The sequence below is a fragment of the uncultured Slackia sp. genome (assembly GCF_959608125.1).
Classification (GTDB): Bacteria; Actinomycetota; Coriobacteriia; order Coriobacteriales; family Eggerthellaceae; genus Slackia.
The window spans coordinates 125670-143930 of the sequence record NZ_CAUHPG010000001.1; the positions used below are offsets into that span (position 1 = coordinate 125670).

At 59.6% G+C, this 18261-nt stretch carries 18 protein-coding genes; 5 read left to right on the plus strand and 13 right to left on the minus strand.

What is annotated here, in order from left to right; translation table 11 throughout:
- The first annotated feature begins 325 nt into the window (after positions 1-325).
- Together Q6E04_RS00550 and Q6E04_RS00555 are read left to right on the plus strand one after the other, a co-directional pair.
- Positions 326-829 (plus strand): pyridoxamine 5'-phosphate oxidase family protein, encoded by a 504-nt coding sequence (locus tag Q6E04_RS00550; RefSeq protein WP_303248896.1) that lies wholly within the window; start codon positions 326-328, stop codon positions 827-829.
- A 67-nt stretch (positions 830-896) separates the two neighbouring features.
- Complete coding sequence (locus Q6E04_RS00555; RefSeq protein ID WP_303248897.1) at positions 897-1622, plus strand: B3/4 domain-containing protein; 726 nt, start codon at positions 897-899, stop codon at positions 1620-1622.
- Positions 1623-1700: 78 nt separating this feature from the next.
- Here Q6E04_RS00555 and Q6E04_RS00560 read toward each other — a convergent pair whose 3' ends face one another.
- The gene (locus tag Q6E04_RS00560; protein WP_303248898.1) at positions 1701-2669 is read right to left on the minus strand and encodes a helix-turn-helix transcriptional regulator; all 969 of its coding nucleotides are present in this window, start codon (positions 2667-2669) and stop codon (positions 1701-1703) included.
- Positions 2670-3101: 432 nt separating this feature from the next.
- Here Q6E04_RS00560 and Q6E04_RS00565 point away from each other — a divergent pair, with 432 nt between their 5' ends.
- The 3 genes from Q6E04_RS00565 (at position 3102) to Q6E04_RS00575 (ending at position 7687) form a co-directional block, all read left to right on the plus strand.
- Entirely contained in the window at positions 3102-4688 is a 1587-nt protein-coding gene (locus Q6E04_RS00565) for a YfcC family protein (RefSeq protein WP_303248899.1), read from the plus strand.
- Between the two features lie 365 nt (positions 4689-5053).
- The gene (locus tag Q6E04_RS00570) at positions 5054-7381 is read left to right on the plus strand and encodes a prealbumin-like fold domain-containing protein (RefSeq protein ID WP_303248900.1); all 2328 of its coding nucleotides are present in this window, start codon (positions 5054-5056) and stop codon (positions 7379-7381) included.
- Positions 7382-7402: 21 nt separating this feature from the next.
- A complete protein-coding gene (locus Q6E04_RS00575; RefSeq protein ID WP_303248901.1) occupies positions 7403-7687 on the plus strand; it encodes an S-layer homology domain-containing protein in 285 nt (94 codons plus the stop codon).
- Positions 7688-7841: 154 nt separating this feature from the next.
- Here the strand turns inward: Q6E04_RS00575 and Q6E04_RS00580 are convergent, their stop codons facing one another.
- From Q6E04_RS00580 to upp, 12 genes are all read right to left on the minus strand, one after another.
- Positions 7842-9500 (minus strand): S-layer homology domain-containing protein, encoded by a 1659-nt coding sequence (locus Q6E04_RS00580; RefSeq protein WP_303248902.1) that lies wholly within the window; start codon positions 9498-9500, stop codon positions 7842-7844.
- Between the two features lie 321 nt (positions 9501-9821).
- A complete protein-coding gene (gene atpC, locus Q6E04_RS00585; RefSeq protein ID WP_303248903.1) occupies positions 9822-10085 on the minus strand; it encodes an ATP synthase F1 subunit epsilon in 264 nt (87 codons plus the stop codon).
- A 3-nt stretch (positions 10086-10088) separates the two neighbouring features.
- Positions 10089-11531 (minus strand): F0F1 ATP synthase subunit beta, encoded by a 1443-nt coding sequence (atpD, locus tag Q6E04_RS00590; protein WP_368656390.1) that lies wholly within the window; start codon positions 11529-11531, stop codon positions 10089-10091.
- 15 nt (positions 11532-11546) lie between these two features.
- Positions 11547-12446, minus strand: a complete 900-nt coding sequence (atpG, locus tag Q6E04_RS00595) for an ATP synthase F1 subunit gamma (protein WP_303248905.1) — start codon at positions 12444-12446, stop codon at positions 11547-11549.
- A gap of 14 nt (positions 12447-12460) precedes the next feature.
- The gene (gene atpA, locus Q6E04_RS00600) at positions 12461-14026 is read right to left on the minus strand and encodes a F0F1 ATP synthase subunit alpha (RefSeq protein WP_303248906.1); all 1566 of its coding nucleotides are present in this window, start codon (positions 14024-14026) and stop codon (positions 12461-12463) included.
- The gene (gene atpH / locus Q6E04_RS00605; RefSeq protein ID WP_303248907.1) at positions 14020-14598 is read right to left on the minus strand and encodes an ATP synthase F1 subunit delta; all 579 of its coding nucleotides are present in this window, start codon (positions 14596-14598) and stop codon (positions 14020-14022) included. The genes atpA and atpH overlap by 7 nt, the downstream gene beginning before the upstream one ends.
- The gene (gene atpF, locus Q6E04_RS00610; RefSeq protein WP_303248908.1) at positions 14588-15232 is read right to left on the minus strand and encodes a F0F1 ATP synthase subunit B; all 645 of its coding nucleotides are present in this window, start codon (positions 15230-15232) and stop codon (positions 14588-14590) included. The genes atpH and atpF overlap by 11 nt, the downstream gene beginning before the upstream one ends.
- Before the next feature lie 17 nt (positions 15233-15249).
- Positions 15250-15468 carry an ATP synthase F0 subunit C gene (gene atpE, locus Q6E04_RS00615; RefSeq protein ID WP_009139508.1) on the minus strand — a complete coding sequence of 73 codons (219 nt, stop codon included), beginning with the start codon at positions 15466-15468 and terminating at the stop codon, positions 15250-15252.
- Positions 15469-15612: 144 nt separating this feature from the next.
- A complete protein-coding gene (gene atpB / locus Q6E04_RS00620) occupies positions 15613-16407 on the minus strand; it encodes a F0F1 ATP synthase subunit A (protein WP_303248909.1) in 795 nt (264 codons plus the stop codon).
- 23 nt (positions 16408-16430) lie between these two features.
- The gene (locus Q6E04_RS00625; RefSeq protein WP_303248910.1) at positions 16431-16724 is read right to left on the minus strand and encodes a hypothetical protein; all 294 of its coding nucleotides are present in this window, start codon (positions 16722-16724) and stop codon (positions 16431-16433) included.
- A gap of 149 nt (positions 16725-16873) precedes the next feature.
- A complete protein-coding gene (locus Q6E04_RS00630; RefSeq protein ID WP_303248911.1) occupies positions 16874-17341 on the minus strand; it encodes a dCMP deaminase family protein in 468 nt (155 codons plus the stop codon).
- Between the two features lie 184 nt (positions 17342-17525).
- Positions 17526-18170, minus strand: a complete 645-nt coding sequence (upp, locus tag Q6E04_RS00635) for a uracil phosphoribosyltransferase (RefSeq protein ID WP_303248912.1) — start codon at positions 18168-18170, stop codon at positions 17526-17528.
- Between the last annotated feature and the right edge of the window lie 91 nt (positions 18171-18261).

Here is an 18261-nt window from a genome sequence, read left to right on the forward strand (position 1 = left end):
CGCGAACGAAACGGATCGGGTACGCCGTCGAATGCAGCCGGCGATCCGCCGCTTTTCCGCGCGCTTTCGAATGGATTCCGCATCATCATACCGGCCGTCAGCCAAACGAAAAGCGAACAGGCTATGGAGTTTTAAGCACAACTTTTTCGACGAAAGGTCCCGCGGCCGAAACGCTTCTCAGATGCGCGAATCGGTCTATTTCCCCAACGAACTTCACCGCACAAGGCAACGGCGGCACGGACCGCACGCTTTCGCGGGTGTATCATGGCACCGTATTCGCATCGACGGCCGAGCCCGTCGATTCCTCCGAGGAACGGAGAATTCCATGCACCGCTACGACATGCGCAGGGCATCGCGACGAATGGACGACGACGCCATATGCGAAGTTCTGGCACGCGGCAGATACTGCACGCTCGCCTGCATCGACGCAGACGGCCTCCCCTACGGCGTCCCCCTCTCTTATATCTACATGAAAGACGATAGAGAAGGGCACGCCGGCCTGGGCGCCATTTACTTCCACACTACGAACGAGGCGGGACGCAAGCTCGACGCCTTCGCCACGGGTCGGCACGCATGCGCCACGATCGTCGAAGATGTGGCGGCGCGCTTTCAAGACGGATCGTTCACTACAGGCTTTTCATCGGTCATGGCATTCGGGCGCGTCAGGCATGTCGAAGACCCCGTGACCGCACGAAAAGCCCTTGTGGGGCTATGCATGAAATATCTGCCCGAACACAAAGACGGCATCGAGGCCGCGCTCGAAGCCGATTTCGAAGCGACCGCCGTCTGGGCGCTCGATATCGAGGAGATTTCGGGGAAGAAAAACTGACCCGCAAATTCGCTATACTGCATCGAATAAGAACAAGTAGCGGATTTTATCGCATGAAAGGTTACTTATGCAGCAATTCATCGCCGAAGAAAGCTTTTGGGACCTCTTCCCCGACGCCGCCGTCGGCATCGTCGTGGCACGGGGCATGAAAAGCGCCGCCGACGTCTCGCCCGAAAAGGCGACGATGCTTTCCCAGCTGCTCGTCGCCGCGAACGGCATGGCCGAAATGCATTTGACGAGCGACACCATCTCCGAAAACGACGTCGTCAAAGTATGGAGAGACGCCTATCGTTCATTCAAGACCAAGAAAGGAGCGCGCTGCTCCATCGAGAACCTGCTTAAGCGCGTCCTCAAAGGCAATCCCGTGCGCTCCATCAACCCGTCTGTCGACATCTATAACGCCATCTCGCTCAAATACGCCCTTCCCGTCGGAGGCGAGGACATCGACGCCTTCGTCGGAGACGTGCGCCTCGGCCTCACCGAGGGCGGCGACTCCTTCCTTCCGCTCGGAGAAAACGACGAGGACCCCACCCTTCCCGGCGAGCTTTGCTATCGTGATGACGCCGGCGCGATCTGCCGCTGCTGGAATTGGCGCGATGGGCAACGCAGCGCCCTTTCCGACGATTCGGAAAATGCCTTCCTCGTCATCGAATGCGTCGACCCCGCACGTCTCGACGACCTGAAAGCGGCCCTTGACGATCTGGCGAGCCTCGTCGAATCCTGTCTCGACGCGACGATCGAGCGCAAGACCGTGATTACGCGCGAAAACCCCTCCGTGACGATCGCCGATTAACGACACGCAAGAGAGAAGGCCGCCCCGCTCCTTCACGAAGAAGAATTCGGGGCGGCCTTTCCCATAAAGCGAACGCCGCTACGAATGCATGCGGAAGTCGCGCATAAGATCCTGGCGGTTCGCCTGGCCCGTTTTGTGCAGGATGTTGTGAACATGCACCTTGACGGTCGAAAGCGCCAAGCTCATCTCGGTGGCGATGCATTGGTTGTCTTTTCCCAACAGCACTTCTTTGAGCACTTCCTCCTCGCGTGCCGAAAGGCCGTAGCGATCGCAATACGAAGCCAGTCCGTTGTCGATGAACGCGACCGCCTTATCGCAATTTTCGGCAGGGGGCGTTTTGAAATGCAGCGCGAACAGACGCCAGCAGCCGACGCAAACGAACGCAGCACACCAAATCATAAGCGCATTCTCGGCGAAATTGCGCTCGGGGAAGAACGGGACGGACCCCGATTCGACCAACTGGGGATCGATCACGAACATGAACACCGCATTTTCGGCCACGATGCACACGACCAAAACCCACAGACCCGCATAGAAGAAGCGGTGGCGCCACAAACGCTCGCGCACGACGCCGTCGGTCGAGCCGATGTAGCGCATGGCGACGTAAAGCAGCATCCACACCATGACGAGCGAACGCATGCCGTAGAACAGGAACAGACCCATCGGTCCGCTGCCGACCGTGAAATACAGCGTGACGCTGCCGACCACGAACACTGCGGTAGGAGCGACTAGAAGCACCTTGTTCTTCACCTCGAAGAAGTCGCACAGGCACAGCCAGAACGCCGTGACAAGCCCTGCGCCCGTGATGACAGAGGGCAGCTGCGACCCTACGAAATAAATCGAATCAAGCGGCTCGGAACTGCCGCGCAACAGAAAATCGTCTTGAAACACCAATGCCACGTCGAGAAAATACGACAGGAATCCGACGCCTGCGAAAATAAGGAAGCGTCGATGGGAGACGAGATAGCCCGAAAGGCAGAAAGCGGCCGCGACGATGCTCACCAACAGAATCATCAAGGTGTAATAGAACATAACTACGATCGTCATACAGATAAGCCCCTGTTTCGCACGAATCAGAACAAAACCCGGCGGAAAAGCCGCAACGGCGACAAAACCGCACTTAAAACGATGCATTTAGCATTCTACACCCAAATTAAACCCATCCCCAACCCCTCTTAAATATCGCCGAAAATGCATTTCGGCTGTATATTCGTCTCGTAAAAGCGACTACCGATGAAGCAACCGGATTCGAATCGAATTTCTATTCGAATATTCAACTTCACGCGAAGCCGCAGGCCGCATTCACCCCTATCCCATGCGGCCTGCGCCCCTTTTCCATATTTTCCGAAACGGACATAGACGTGCCCGGCGGAAGAATTATGTCTAACGAAGGCCGTATGGGAAGAGCGGCCTTTCGATAGAGCGAGAGAGAGGCCGCCTCGTTTCGGCGAAGCGGCGCAACAACTGCAAGGAGGCACAATGTCAGCAGAAGCCACGGCCGCCAAGCCGGTCGCGACGGTAGACGCACCGCCGAAGAAGAAAAAGAAGAAATTCAGCGTTCCTACAGCGTTCACGATTTTGTTCGTGATCACGATCCTGGCCGTTATCGCCACGTGGTTCATCCCCGCAGGCGCCTACTCCAAGCTGGCGTACCTGCCCGATAGCTCCGAGTTCCAGATCACCGAGCCTAGCGGCGAAGTCCGCACCATACCCGCGACCGAAGAGGCATTCCGCGCCGATCCCGAGCTTCAGGACATGAAGGTCGACGTCGCCAAGTTCCTCGACGGCTCCATCACCAAGCCCATCTCCGTCCCCGGCACCTACGAGGAACTTCCGCAGCAGCCCAAGGGCCTGTTCGATGTCACCGCCGCTATGGTCAACGGCACCATCAACGGCGTCGACATCATGGTCTTCATCCTTGTTCTGGGCGGTTTGATCGGCGTCGTCAACGCATCGGGCGCCTTCGAGTCGGGCCTGGTCGCCTTGACGAAGAAGACCAAGGGTCGCGAGTTCCTCTTGGTATTCCTCGTCAGCGTGCTGATGGTTCTCGGCGGCACGACCTGCGGCCTCGAGGAGGAAGCGGTCGCGTTCTACCCGATCCTCGTACCTATATTCCTCGCTTTGGGATATGACTCCATCGTCTGCGTCGGCGCCATCTTCCTCGCCGGCTCCATGGGCACCACGTTCTCCACGATCAACCCGTTCTCCGTCGTTATCGCATCCAACGCTGCAGGCGTCGCCTGGACCGAGGGCATCGAATGGCGCGTCATCGGCTGCGTCGTGGGCGCTATCGTGGTCGTGAGCTACCTGTACTGGTACTGCAAGAAGATCAAGAAGAACCCCGAGGCCTCCTATACCTACGAGGACCGCGAGCACTTCGCCAAGCTCTTCAGCGTCCATGACTCCAATTCTTCCAGCATTCCTGCTTTCGACTGGCGTCGCAAGCTCATCCTGGTGCTGTTCGTCGCCGCCTTCGTCATCATGATCTACGGCGTCGTGAACCTGCACTGGTGGTTCCCGCAGATGGCTGCTTCCTTCCTGTTCATCGCGATCATCTGCATCTTCCTCACCGGTCTTGACGAGAAGACCGTCGTCGATGCCTTCATCAACGGCGCTTCGAGCCTCGTCGGCGTTTCCCTGATCATCGGTCTGGCCCGTGGCGTCAACCTGATCATGGAAGAGGGCTTCATCTCCGACACGCTGCTCTACTGGGCTTCCAACGCCGTCGCCGGCATGGAGGGCGCCGTCTTCATCATCATGATGATGGTCATCTTCTTCCTGCTCGGCTTCATCGTGCCGTCCTCTTCGGGCCTGGCCGTTCTGGCAATGCCCATTCTGGCGCCGCTGGCCGACACCGTCGGCATCGACCGCTCCATCATCGTCTCCGCCTACAACTGGGGCCAGTACGCAATGCTCTACCTGGCACCGACGGGTCTGGTCATGGCAACGTTGACCATGTTGGACATGAAGTACACGCATTGGTTGAAGTTCGTTCTCCCGATGGTCGGCTTCCTGTTCGTCTTCGGCGGCGCACTGCTTGTGGCGCAGGTCATGGTAGGCGCATAGCACGACAATGTTTCGCCTGTAACGGCGGGTCGCCAATACCCCTTTAAGAAACGGGCCGTCCCCTCCTTGGACGGCCCGTTTCGCATTCATACGAACCCGACAGTCCGACAAGCGAAAGGCCGTCCCCATGGGCGGCCTTCGTGCATCCTGGCGGCGGTGCGGCACCATGACGCGACCAGAGACCCTGCCAACCCGCGATCGAAACGCCGAGCATTTGCATTATTGCCCCTTGTTGCTATCCTGATGGGTTGACGTTACACACCAGACCGCCACGATGTGTTCCGTGTACCGAAGGAGCGTCGGCCGCAAACGGTCGGATCGCGCCTTCGCTTCATAGCGTTCGAACCGGGAAACAAGGAGAAACCATGGCAGGCACGCTGCATCCCCTATCCCGGGCTTTCAGGACGGCACTCGCAGCCATCATGGCTTTCGCGCTCTGCCCTTTGATAAGCCCGGCATACGCCGACGAAACCGCGCCTTCGGGCGGCGCGTCGGGCATGGACACCGCCGCGATCATCAAAGGCGGCGTCGAGAGCATCACGGCATCATCGAACAAAGACCATTCGGACGATCTGTTCGGAAACGTCGAGCCACACGAGCTCGACGTAGCCAAGACGGTCGACGTGAACTTCGGCCTCGAGTACACGCCGACGGCCGACGATAGGCTCGGCAAGGGCGACACGCTCACTATTGCATTGGAGCCCGTCGGCGCCGATACGCCCGACCTGCTGCGCGTTTACAAGGGCTTTTCGGACAAAAACAAAGAGGTCCATCTCAACGGGGCCAAAATCGCCGACCTCGCCTACCCGGACGGCAAAGCCATGACCTTCACGTTCGCGAACCTCGGAGACACGGAATTCCATACCGTCGAGGCCGTCCATCTCGAATACGCGATCGACCGCGCAGCGCATGCCGAATACTTCAAGAAGCACGCCGACAAAAAATCCGTCGATCTGACCTACTGCCTCTCCGTCAACGGCACCCCCATCGAAGACAAAGCGATCAAGCTGACGGTGAACAACACGCTTCTTCCCAAGGAGGCGAAATTCGTCAAAACGAGCGGACGCTATCAAGAGCCCCAAGAAGGCAGCACCGACTACGGTTCGGTCATGTATTCCATCTACGCGTCCACCAAGCTCTGCACCAACAACGAATTCGTCTTCTACGACACACCCGACATCAACCAACGCTTCGATGGCGATTTCGACATGGCCATCCCCGAAAGCTATAAAGGCGGCGGCGATGCGCTCGATTTCGAGGGAAACCATTACCGCAGCAACTCCACTACGGTCAGCCCCGCGACAGACCCGATGGAGATCTGGCTCTACGACGTATATTTCCTTACCGAAGAGGCAGAGAACGCGAACGTGCCGCGTGAAGCGAGCTATCAAGAAAAGACGCTCGTCTACGAAGACCGCCTTGTAGGCAGCAAGCCGTACGCGAGCGACGTGCCGGCCGTCGTGCCCGCGAACATTTTGCTTGAAAAGCCTTCGGGGGAGCCGCTGACAAGCGACGAGCAAGCCCTCATCGACAACGCAGGCGGCCTGAACAAAACCGTCGGCAAGGGATTCAAGGTCCGCATCAAAAACTTCCATGGCGCAAACGCAGGCACCGTAGAAGGCGGCTTCATTACGATGACCTACACCATGAACCTGGTGAACAATTCGCCGACGATCGACGAAAAAGGCAACCCCGTATATAAGAACACGGCATCGTATTTCGGCCAGGAGATTCCCATCGCTCCCGATAATCCTGTCCGGCACGAAGGGTCGACACTCGACGCCGTCATCAAGGGAAACACCACTGGCAGCGCTACCATCGAACCCGGCGGCGTGATCGTCGAAGGCGCCAAATATGGCACGATCGATTTCACCAAGGTAGCCGTTCCTGCGGACGGCGCGGCGGAAACGCCGCTCGCAGGCGCCACGTTCACCGTGTACGCCGTGGACGCGGAAGGTAAGCGCACCGTAGCGAAAACCAGCGGCGGAATTCTGCTCGAAAACCTGGTCACCAATGAGGCGGGCAAGCTGTGCACATCGGGGTCGACCGATCCTGTCGACCTCAAACTGCCTTTCGGCACCTATGCGTTCGTGGAAACCACCGCTCCCGAAGGATACGAGCTCGAAGACGGAAAGACCGAAACGACCGCGACCGTCGGCTTCATTCCTGTCGCGATAACGGTGACGAACAAGCCCGTAGCAACCGAACCCGATCCGGGACCGGAACCGGCACCCGACCCCGATCCCGAGCCCGAACCCAGCCCTGACCCTGGCCCTCAGCCCAGCCCCGGCCCCGACCCCGAGCCTGAACCGGCACCCGACCCCAATCCGCAGCCCGACCCAGAACCCGATCCGCAGCCCGACCCCGAGCCTGAACCGGCACCCGACCCCGAACCGAACCCCGACAGGCCGATCGAGCCCGATGCCCCTGATGGAGACGGAGGCACGGTCGCTCCCGACAAGCCCCATGGCGGCGGCGAAAACCAGAGCGACTCCGGCAGCGGCACGGCCGATGCTTCGGGAACGTCCCCCGGCGCTTCGACAAACGCTTCCGACGAAGCCCACGGCGGCACCCTCGCCAAAACCGGCGATGGAGCCGCGACAATCGCCTTCGCAGCTTTCGGCGCCGCCGCCCTGGCGCTTGCGACAGCCGCAACGGCCCGCACGAACCGCGCAAACAAAAAACGCGGGTAACCCGCCCGATACGACGACGCGATGAAAGGCTACGAGGGTGCCGAACCGAGCTTCGTCGTCGGCGACAAGGTCACGCGCGAGCAGTTCGCCAAGGTGTTCTACAACGCTACTAGACAACAGGGCGACGGCCTGATCAGCGGCGACTTCCCCGACAAGGACAAGGTGAGCTCCTGGGCCGTCAGCCCCTTGGCCTGGGCCACCGGAGAAGGAATCGTCACCGGTATCGACGGCATGCTGGCTCCGCAAGGAGCCGCCACTCGTGCCCAAATCGCCACGATGGCCATGAGGACCGCCGCGATCGAATAGCCCGACGCGACGAATTTCCGCAAAACGGCGCGCCGCCCTCTTTCAGGGCGGCGCGTTTCGTTACAGGAAGACGCCTGCAGATGGAAAGAACCGCCCCGAAAGGCGGTTCTTTCCATCGTCGATATACGGTTCTTCATGCGCGAACGCGGACGTCCTACCACTTCACGGCGTCGACGGCAACCTTGCAGAACATGGCGCGCGTCGCGGTGCCCTGAGGGTCGAGCGAAACGGAACCGTCCCCGTTGACGATGCCGCCCATGACGCCTTCATTGGCGAGCCACTTGAAGTACAGAGCGGCCCACGGAGAAAGCTTATCGAGATCGTGCGTGTTGGACGTGCCGTTCGGCCATTCCAGACCGGAAGCGTCGATATCCGCACCGCGGAACTTCTTCATATAAGTCGCTATGACCTTGGCCATTTCTTCACGCGTGATCGTGTCATCAGGACGCACCGTCGGGTTCGCGCCGGTATCGCCCGTGAAGATTCCTTTGCGATAAGCCCAATTCATGGCCTCGGTATACCACGCGCCGTCGAGCACGTCGACCCAGGGAGTCTTATTGTCCGGAAGAGATCCCGTATCAGCGCCTCCGGCACGACAGAGCACCATAGCAACCTGGGCACGCGTCACGGCCTCCTCGGCCCCGAAATCGCCGTTGGGATAGCCCTGCATCAGGCCGAGACGCTTCGCCTCCGCGATATAGGGCTCGTACCACGCATCGGAATCAGGCGCCGGGTCGGGATCGGGCTGAGGCTCGGGTTCGGGATCCGGCTGCGGTTCGGGACTGGGCTCGTGCGTGTCGCCCGTACGCTCGATGATGGCCAGGCACTGGGCCTTCTCGCGCTTATAGCGGTTCTGCCAACCCTCGTGATACTGCGGCTGGCCCTTGTAGAACACCGCGACGTTCTGGATGACGTAATCGCACAGCACGCTGACGAACTCGGTGTCGGACATGTCATCGGTCAGGCCCGCGCCCGGCCACACGTACTGCTCGCTCAGATAATGATAGACGCCGTCCCAATCGTAGCCGTCGGAGACGCCACCGACGAACTTGCGCCAACCTGAGGTGCCGAACAGGTTCGACATCCCCCAGCACAGACCCTTGACCGCGTCGTTGCGATCGGAAATATCGATGCCGCGGCTTGCCAGGTAGCGTTCGGCAGGCATGTAGTAGTTCTCGTACGCCCAGCCGTCCTGCAGACGTGCGAACTCGCCATCGGCGGCACCGACGCCGTCGGCATATGCGGCGGCGACCCAGGCTTCGTTGAGAGCCTTGCCCAGCGCGGTGAACTCCGCGACGCCTTCTTCGTTTTTCTGACGGATGGCATCGGCGGCTTTGAACTCGTTAGAAGGAATGTCGACGAACTGCTCGAACATCGCATACTTCACGGGATTGTAGTGATAGCACGCGATCAAGAAGTTCTGAAGGCCGTATCGATGGTCGAACTGATAGAAGCCGAGGGCATGGTAGCCATCGCCCCAGCTAAACGTACGGTCGTACGTGCCGCCTTCATAGGCGCCGAAATACAGCATATCTTTCGAAATCTTCACCGGATAGACGCTGGCCGCACGGGCGGAATCAGACAGAAGCACCGCATCCTCGTCTGCGGCTTCGCTATAGAATTCGGCCTTGTCGTAGCCTTCCGCAGGCATCCAATCGAAGGAATCGGCTGCCGTCAGGGCGCCATCGGACTCGGCTTCGATCGCAGGGGCATCCTGGGCCACGGACCCGTCGGCAAGCGCCACGACCGGCGTCATGGTGAGCGCAAGGGCGACCGACATGCCCGTCGCGATGACTTTATTGCTGGTTTTCATGCATATCTCCTGAGCGTATTCATCCATATAAACGTCAAGGCCGCGCGCCGAAAGCCGACAGATTCCGGGCTTCCTCATACAGCGCCTGAACGGCTCGTCTCGACGAACCGGTAAAACATACCACGACAACGTTTCAAAACGATCTTCAGGTCGATGATTTCGTCCCTGTATCGAAAACCCGACACATTCCCGCACGATGTGCAGAAAGACGGACGCGTTCGAAAGGTCCATGCGGTCTGCAACGACATCGAACCGGCTGAACATACGCATGAAAAAAGGCGGTCCCCTACGGGACCGCCTTCGTGAACACGAGCGCGATGCTTAGCACTGTTCGGCCTTATCGGCCAAGATGATGACCTTCGTGCCGCTAACCTGCACGTAGCCACCTTCGACGGCGAACTCCTTGAACGAGCCGCCCTCGTCTTCCTGAACGCGGACGATGCCGTCGCTCAGCGTGGAGACCAGGGGCACATGCCCGAACAGGAAACCCATCTCGCCTTCGGTGCCGGGCACCACGACGAAGTGGACTTCGCCGGTGTAGCACTTCGCGTCAGGCGTCACGATATCGCAGGTGAATTTCGCCATAGCTTATGCCTCGTTCTTCTTCAGAGCCTCGTAATCGGCGTACACGTCGTCGATGGAGCCCTTCAGGCGGAAGCACTGCTCGGGAATCTCGTCGCACTCGCCGTCGAGAATGGCAGCGAAGGAACGGACGGTGTCCTCCATCTTGACGTACTTGCCAGGCAGACCGGTGAACTGCGTGGCGACATGGAAGCACTGGCCGAAGAACTGCTGCGCCTTACGTGCACGAGACACGGTCAGCTTCTGCTCTTCGGAAAGCTCGTCCATACCCAGAATGGCGATGATGTCCTGCAGGTCCTTGTAGTTCTGCAGAAGCTCCTGGATGCCGGTGGCGACACGGTAGTGCTCCTCGCCCACGATGGCGGGCTCGAGAGCGCGGGAGGTGGACTCCAGCGGGTCGACAGCCGGGTAGATGCCGAGCTCGGCGATGGAACGGGAAAGAACCGTCTTGGCGTCGAGGTGGGTGAACGTCGTGGCCGGTGCGGGGTCGGTCAAGTCGTCGGCGGGAACGTAAACGGCCTGCACCGAGGTAATGGAACCCGTGGTGGTAGACGTAATGCGCTCCTGCAGGTCGCCCATCTCGGTAGCCAGCGTAGGCTGGTAACCGACTGCGGACGGCATACGGCCGAGCAGTGCGGACACCTCGGAACCTGCCTGCGTAAAACGGAAGATGTTGTCGACGAACAACAACACGTCCTGACCCTGGTCACGGAAGTACTCGGCCTCGGTCAGACCGGCCAGGCCGACGCGCAGACGCGCTCCCGGCGGCTCGTTCATCTGGCCGTAGACCAGACAGGTCTTCTCGATAACGCCGGACTCGCTCATCTCCAGATAGAGGTCGGTACCCTCGCGGGTACGCTCGCCGACGCCGGTGAACACGGACGTGCCGCCGTGCTCCTGGGCCAGGTTGTTGATGAGCTCCTGGATGATAACGGTCTTACCGACGCCTGCGCCGCCGAACAGACCCGTCTTACCACCCTTGATGAAGGGCTCGATAAGGTCGATGGCCTTGATGCCGGTCTCGAAGATCTCGGTCTTCGTGATCAGGCTATCGTATTCGGGAGCAGGACGATGGATCGGCATGTAGCCGGAAACCTCGGGCATCGGCTTCTCGTCGACGGGCTCGCCGACGACGTTCCAGATGCGACCCAGGGTCTCAGGACCGACGGGCATCATAATGGGATGGCCCGTGTCGACGACCTCGGCGCCACGCACCAGGCCGTCAGTGGAACTCATGGCGACGGAACGCACGAGGTTGCCGGGAAGCATGGTTTCGACTTCCAGGACGACGTGGATCTCGCCGACAGGAGTAGTGGCATCAACCGTCAGCGCGTTATAAATCGCCGGCAGCTGATCCGCAGGGAACTCGACGTCAACGACAGGGCCGACGATACGCACAATGCGTCCCGTAGCGCCTTTGCTGGCCTCAAGCTCCGCTTTGGTAAGCATTTTCTCGTCAGCCATTTAATCCTCCAAAGCTGCAGCGCCACCCACGATCTCGGAGATCTCAGTGGTGATGGCACCTTGACGTACACGGTTATACAACCTCGACAGCGTTTCCACCATCTCGTTCGCGTTCTCGGTAGCCGAGTGCATTGCGGAGCGACGTGCAGACTGCTCGCCTGCGGCGGAATCGATCAACGCATGGTAAATCGAGGTGCGCAGGTATGCGGGCAGCAAACGCGCCAGCACATCGGCCGGCTCGGGCTCGAACTCGAGGCCGGCGGGAACGGAATCGGTTGCAGCTTCCGCCTGATCGGCGGTAGCGGCCATGACAGCTTGCGTATCGACAGGCAGGATGACTTCCTCGCGAAGCACCTGTTCGGCAGCGTTCTTCGCGTGGTTGTACACCAGCACCACCTCGTCGATACTGCCTTCTTCATACGCTTTGACAGCGTAATCGGCGATGGCATTCGCCTCTTCGAGCGTAGGGTCGGCAGAAAGATCCTTGAAATCAAGCACCGGTTCGATCTTGCGGTACTTGAAAAATCCAATAGCCTTCTTGCCGCAGGCGATAACATCGACCTCGACACCCTGCGCCTTTTTCGCGCGGATCAGCTTCTCGACCGTACGCAGGACGTTGGAATTGAAGCCGCCGGCGAGGCCGCGGTCGGAGACCACGGCCACAACCAGCATGCGTTTCACATCCGAACGCTTTTCCAGCAAGGGGTTCTCGCTGGCCTGCACGCGCGCGGCGACGCCTTGCAGCATCTCGGTCATGGATTCGGCGTAGGGCGTCGCGACGGCGATACGCTCGGTGGCGTGCTTCACCTTGGCGCCCGCGACCATCTCCATGGTGCGCGTGATCTGCTTGGTCGAAGAGACCGACTTGATGCGCTTTTCAATGTCGTGCAGGTTAGGCATATTCAGGCCTTCCTTTACGCCGCGAATTGCTTCTTGAAGGCGTCGATGGCCGCTTTGAGGCCCTCTTCGCTTTCAGGCGTGAACTTCGCATCCTCGCGGATCTTCTTCAGCACGTCGGCATGGCTTGCGCGCAGGTAGACGATGAGCTCGTCACGGAAGCGAACGACGTCCTTGACGTCGATGTCGTCCAGGAAGCCCTTACCGCCGCAGTAGACGGCCACGGCCTCTTCCTCGAACGCCAGCGGGTTGTAACGGTTCTGCTTGAGCAGCTCCGTCATGCGGGCGCCGCGGTTGAGCTGGTCCTGCGTGGACTTGTCAAGGTCAGAGCCGAACTGGGTGAACGCCTGGAGCTCGCGATATGCCGCAAGGTCGAGACGCAGCGTGCCGGAAACGGACTTGACGGCCTTGGTCTGCGCGGAGCCGCCGACTCGGGAAACCGAGATGCCGACATCGATTGCAGGACGCTGGCCCTGGTAGAACAGGTCCGTGACCAGGAAGATCTGACCGTCGGTAATGGAGATGACGTTGGTCGGGATGTATGCCGAAACGTCGCCTGCCTGCGTCTCGATGATCGGCAGAGCCGTCATGGAGCCGCAACCGTATTCGTCGGACATCTTCACTGCGCGCTCGAGCAGGCGAGAATGCAGATAGAAGATGTCGCCGGGGTAAGCTTCGCGTCCCGGCGGGCGACGCAGGGTCAGAGACATCTGACGGTATGCGACAGCCTGCTTGGACAGGTCATCGTAGATGATCAACACGTGACGGCCGTGGTTCTCGGGGCCCGCGGGCTGTCCGTCTTCGCCGGTGTAGACGAAGTACTCGCCCATCGCGGCGCCGGCCATCGGAGCGATGTACTGCAGCGGAGCGCTGTCGGAGGCATTAGCGGCGACGATGATCGTCTTGTCCATGACGCCGTGCTTCTCCAGCGTCTCCATGACGCCCGCCACCGTGGAGGCCTTCTGGCCGACAGCGACGTAGATGCAGATGATATCGGTGTTCTTCTGGTTGATGATGGCGTCGATCGCGATAGCGGTCTTGCCGGTCTGGCGGTCGCCGATGATCAGCTCGCGCTGGCCGCGTCCGATAGGCACCATGGCGTCGACGGCGATGATGCCGGTCTGCATGGGCTCGTGGACGGGCTTGCGGCTGATGACGCCCGGGGCCTTGAACTCGACCGGGCGCACGCCCTCGGCCTTGATCGGACCCTTGCCGTCGATCGGCATGCCCAGCGGGTTCACGACGCGACCGAGCAGACCTTTGCCCGAAGGCACTTCCATGATCTTGCCAGTGGTGCGAACCTGGTCGTTTTCTCGAATTGCGGTGACATCGCCGAGGAGCACGGCGCCGACTTCGTCTTCCTCGAGGTTCTGAGCCAGACCGTACACGGTCTTGCCGCCCTCACCGAGGAATTCCAGAAGCTCGCCTGCCATGGCGCCCTTCAACCCATCGACGCGAGCAATACCGTCGCCGACCTGGACGACCGTACCGACCTCGCGGGCATCGACGCTGGTTTCGAGCGATTCCAGCTGCTTGCGCAATGCTTCGTCGATAGACTTTGCGGTGATTTCTGTCACTAGCATTCACCTCCATCGTTGGATTCCGTAAGCACGTTGCGAGTATGCTCCAGCTGAGAAGCGACGCTCGCGTCGATGCGTTTTCCATGGGTACTCATGATAATGCCGCCCAGGATGGACGCGTCGATGTGCTCGCGCAGCACGACGCTTTTGCCCAAATCCTTGGAAAGCTTGTCGGTGATGACCGTGCGAAGCTCGTCGTCGAGAGAGACCGCCGTGGTCACATCGACGACGCAAACGCCCAGCTTCTCTTCGGAAGCCTCTTCGAAAGAAGAGACGACCGCCGAGAGCTTGCCGAGGTTGCCACGCTCCGCCATAACGGCGATCACGCTGTTGACCAAGGGGTCTACTCCCTCGAACACGTTGGCGGCCAAACGTCCACGCTGCTCAGGGGAATACGCCGGGTTGGCCAGGGCGTCGCGCAAATCCGCGTTGCCGCGGTAGATACCGAGCACGGCCTCCAGCTGATCGCGCACGTCGAGCACGCGCTCCTGTCCGCCTTCGTTCATGGCGGCTTCCAGAAGCAGGTTCACGTACGTGGCGACTTCTTCTTTTGCAAGCAGACGATTAGTTGGCATTGAAGCTACCTGCCTCTTCAACATAGCGCTTGATCATAGCGCGGTGCTGTTCGTCGGACAGATCGTTGCCGATGAGCTTGGCGGCGACGGCGACCGAAAGGTCGGCGACGGAGCTCTGGAGCTCGGAAACGGCAGCCTTCTTCTCGGCCTCGATGGCCACATGGGCCTTCTCGATCATGTCGGCAGCTTCCTGGTGCGCCTTAGCCGTGATGTCGGCCTTCACGTCTTCGCCGGTCTTCTTGGCATCGGCGACGATGCGAGAAGCCTCGGCCTTGGCCTCGGCGAGCTGCTGCTTGTACTCTTCAAGCAGACGCTCGCTTTCCTGGCGGGCATCTTCGGCATTCTTCAAATCATCGCGGATGGTGTTCGCGCGCTTCTCGAGCATACGATCGAACACAGGCCAGCCGAACTTCGCAAGGACGACCCACAGGATGATGAAGGCGACGAGCATGGGGATGAATTCATTCATCTTGGGCAGAATGGCCTCGACGCCACCGCCCTCAGAAGCGAATGCATACGCGGGGCTGCAAAGAGCGACGGCGGACGCGGAAACGATCACGGCGCCGATTTTGCCAGCCTTAGGTGAGTACGCTTTCAACTCGCTTGCCTCCTGTTCTTCTCTCGTGAAAATCATGCAGTGAATCGAATCGATTAACCGATGAAGAACAGAACCAAGCCGAGCAGCGCCAGAGCCTCGGACATAGCGGCACCGATGAAGAAGTAGCCCATGAGCTGACCCTTCATCTCGGGCTGGCGAGCAGCGGCGACGCACAGACCGTAGGTAGCGATACCGATGCCGATGCCAGGGCCGATGGCGGCCAGGCCGTAGCCGACGACCTTCAGTGCGGCGAGTGCGACAGTGATTTCCACAGTTTCCTCCTTTGTCGAACCCCATGCCTTTTTTCTAATCGGGGTTTCTTACCTATATTTGTCAGCTGAGGGGTGCAGCTGCGACACCGAATTCAATGCCGCGTGACGTGCGGCGGACGTTTGCCGTGCGCGAAGGCGGAAGCCTTAGTGCGCGTGAGTAGCGGTGTTGACGTAGGACGCCGAGAGAATGGCGAACACGAACGCCTGGATGAAAGCGACCAGGCACTCCATGGCGTACATCAGAACCAGAAGCACGAACCATGCGATAGAGGGCAGGCCTGCGATCAAGTCCATGGAGCCGGCGAACAGCGCCTGCTGGATGAAGCACGTGGTGGCGATGCCGAAAATGGCGAGCATCATATGGCCGGCGAGCATGTTGCCGTAGAGTCGGACGGCCAGCGTAAGAACGCGGATGACCATGGAGAACAGCTCGAGGAACCAGATGACCGGGATCATGGGGCCGGGGACGCCGCTCGGGCAGAGGTTCTTGAAGTAACCGATAAAGCCGAATTTCTTCAAGCCGTAGTAGTTGAAGTACACGAACGAGATGGCGGCAAGGGCCCAAGTGCAAGAAATCGCGCCTGTAGCGGTCTTGAAACCGGGAATCAGGCCGAGAATGTTGCAGATCAAGATGAAGAAGAACATCGTAGCCAAGAAGGGAACGTGCTGCTTGAAGCCGTTGCCGATAACATCTTCGGCAATGCTCTTATTCACGAATTCGTAGCCGTATTCCACCGTATTGAGGAATTTATTGGTAGGAATGAGCTGCAACTTCTTCGCAGAGACCAGCACGACCGCGAACGTAACTGCAAGCGCGATGAACAGCCAGATCACATATTGGGTGACATCCCAGCCGCCGATGCTGAACACCGTGTGGGGATCGAAGTGCGCCGCAAGGCCTTGAGCCTCCGCGACGAACTGGTTGAGAGCTTCGCCCATGAGATTCCTTCCTTAAAGATTCCCTATTCGACGCGCTTGCGCTTGGCAAGCACGTTTTTATACACGACATAAACGATGGTGCTGCCCAGAAAAACGACGCCTTCGGCGACGACGAACATAACAAGGCCGTCGCGCGCAAGAAAAGCGCAGGCAAGAAGGCCCACGATCAAAACGACCAGCGAAACGGCGACGCCGGCAAGGCCGTAAAGGCCGATCGTGAGAGCCTGGGTGGAAGTAGAACGGCGAGATAACCTCAACGAAAGGAACAGGGGCAGGAATCCTAGGATTCCAGTCAGCACTCCTAACACAATGAGCATATCGCGCTGGTCACTCTCCTTTTTTTCCAGCCAAACACCGCGAATGTTGCGAAAACACCATGCACTCTAGCAAAAAATACGCAGGTGTTCCGTATTGCGTGAAGAAAAGTCGAAAAAATCGCGCAAATGGGGTGAGATTTATGCGACTTTTATACAGACTTATCGACACAACGAATGAGTATGTCCGTTTCCGATAGCAATTCCTGCGAAAGCTCGTCGGGGTACGGCGTCGCGAACACGATTTCCTTGATGCCGGCATTGATCAACATCTTGGCGCATACCGAGCAGGGTTCCGTCGTTATATAGATAGAAGACCCTTCGATATCGATGCCGTAACGCGCAGCCTGGATGATCGCGTTCTGCTCGGCATGAAGGCCGCGGCAGATTTCATGACGCTGTCCTGAAGGAATGCCGAGCTGTTCGCGCAGACAACCCGTTTCCTCGCAGTGACGCAGACCCGAAGGCACGCCGTTGTACCCCGTTGCCAAGATGCGACGCTCCTTGACGATGACCGCGCCGACCGCTCGACGTAGACAGGTAGAGCGCTTCGACACCTCGAATGCGAGGTGGATGAAGTACTCGTCCCACGAAGGGCGCTCGATATGACGCGTTGCCAAAGCAGACTCCTTATCGGACGGACACGACGCAGGGCATTATAGTGGAAACGCCCCGCGATTGAAGCGCATGCCCGACGCGTTTTCGGCGATACGCAGGAATACCGGATAGCGCGGAAGCCCTACCGGAAAACATGCGAGGAGGCATCCGCCCCCTCGCAAGGAAATCATTCGATAAGCCCTCAGGCTATTTGGTGCCGAAAATGCGGTCGCCTGCATCGCCAAGACCGGGAACGATATAGGCGGCGTCGTTGAGGCGCTCGTCCACGGCGCAGGTGTAAAGCACCACGTCGGGATCGGCATCGAGAACCGTCTGCACGCCTTCGGGGGCGGCGACGAGCACCATGAGCTTGAGGTTTTTCACGCCCTGATTGCGCAGATACTCGATAGCCGCGACGAGGCTTCCGCCCGTTGCGAGCATGGGATCGACCACCAAGACGTCGCGGTCGGCGATATCTTCGGGCATCTTGGCATAGTATTCGTGCGGAATATGGGTCTCCTCGTCGCGATACATGCCCAAATGACCGACGCGAGCCGCGGGAATCAGGTCGAGCACGCCCTCGACCATACCGAGGCCGGCGCGCAGGATCGGCACGATCGCCATCTTGCGGCCCTTGATGATGTTGCAAGTAGCCTCCGCCACCGGGGTCTCAACCATGACCTCCTCGAGCGGGAGGTCGCGCGTCGCCTCGTAGGCCTCGAACATGGCGAGCTCGCGCACCAGTTCGCGGAACTGCTTCGACGACGTGGTCTTGTCGCGCAAGATAGCCAGCTTGTGCTGGACCATGGGGTGGTCGACCACGGCGACGCGGTCATTGTTCTCGAAAGCCATCGTTCCTCCTTAAGGTGAAAACACGGAAAACCGTGCGCTTCCTCGCCTCCGCCGTGCTCCTCGGCCCGCTTGCCGGCGCGGAGCGCACGAC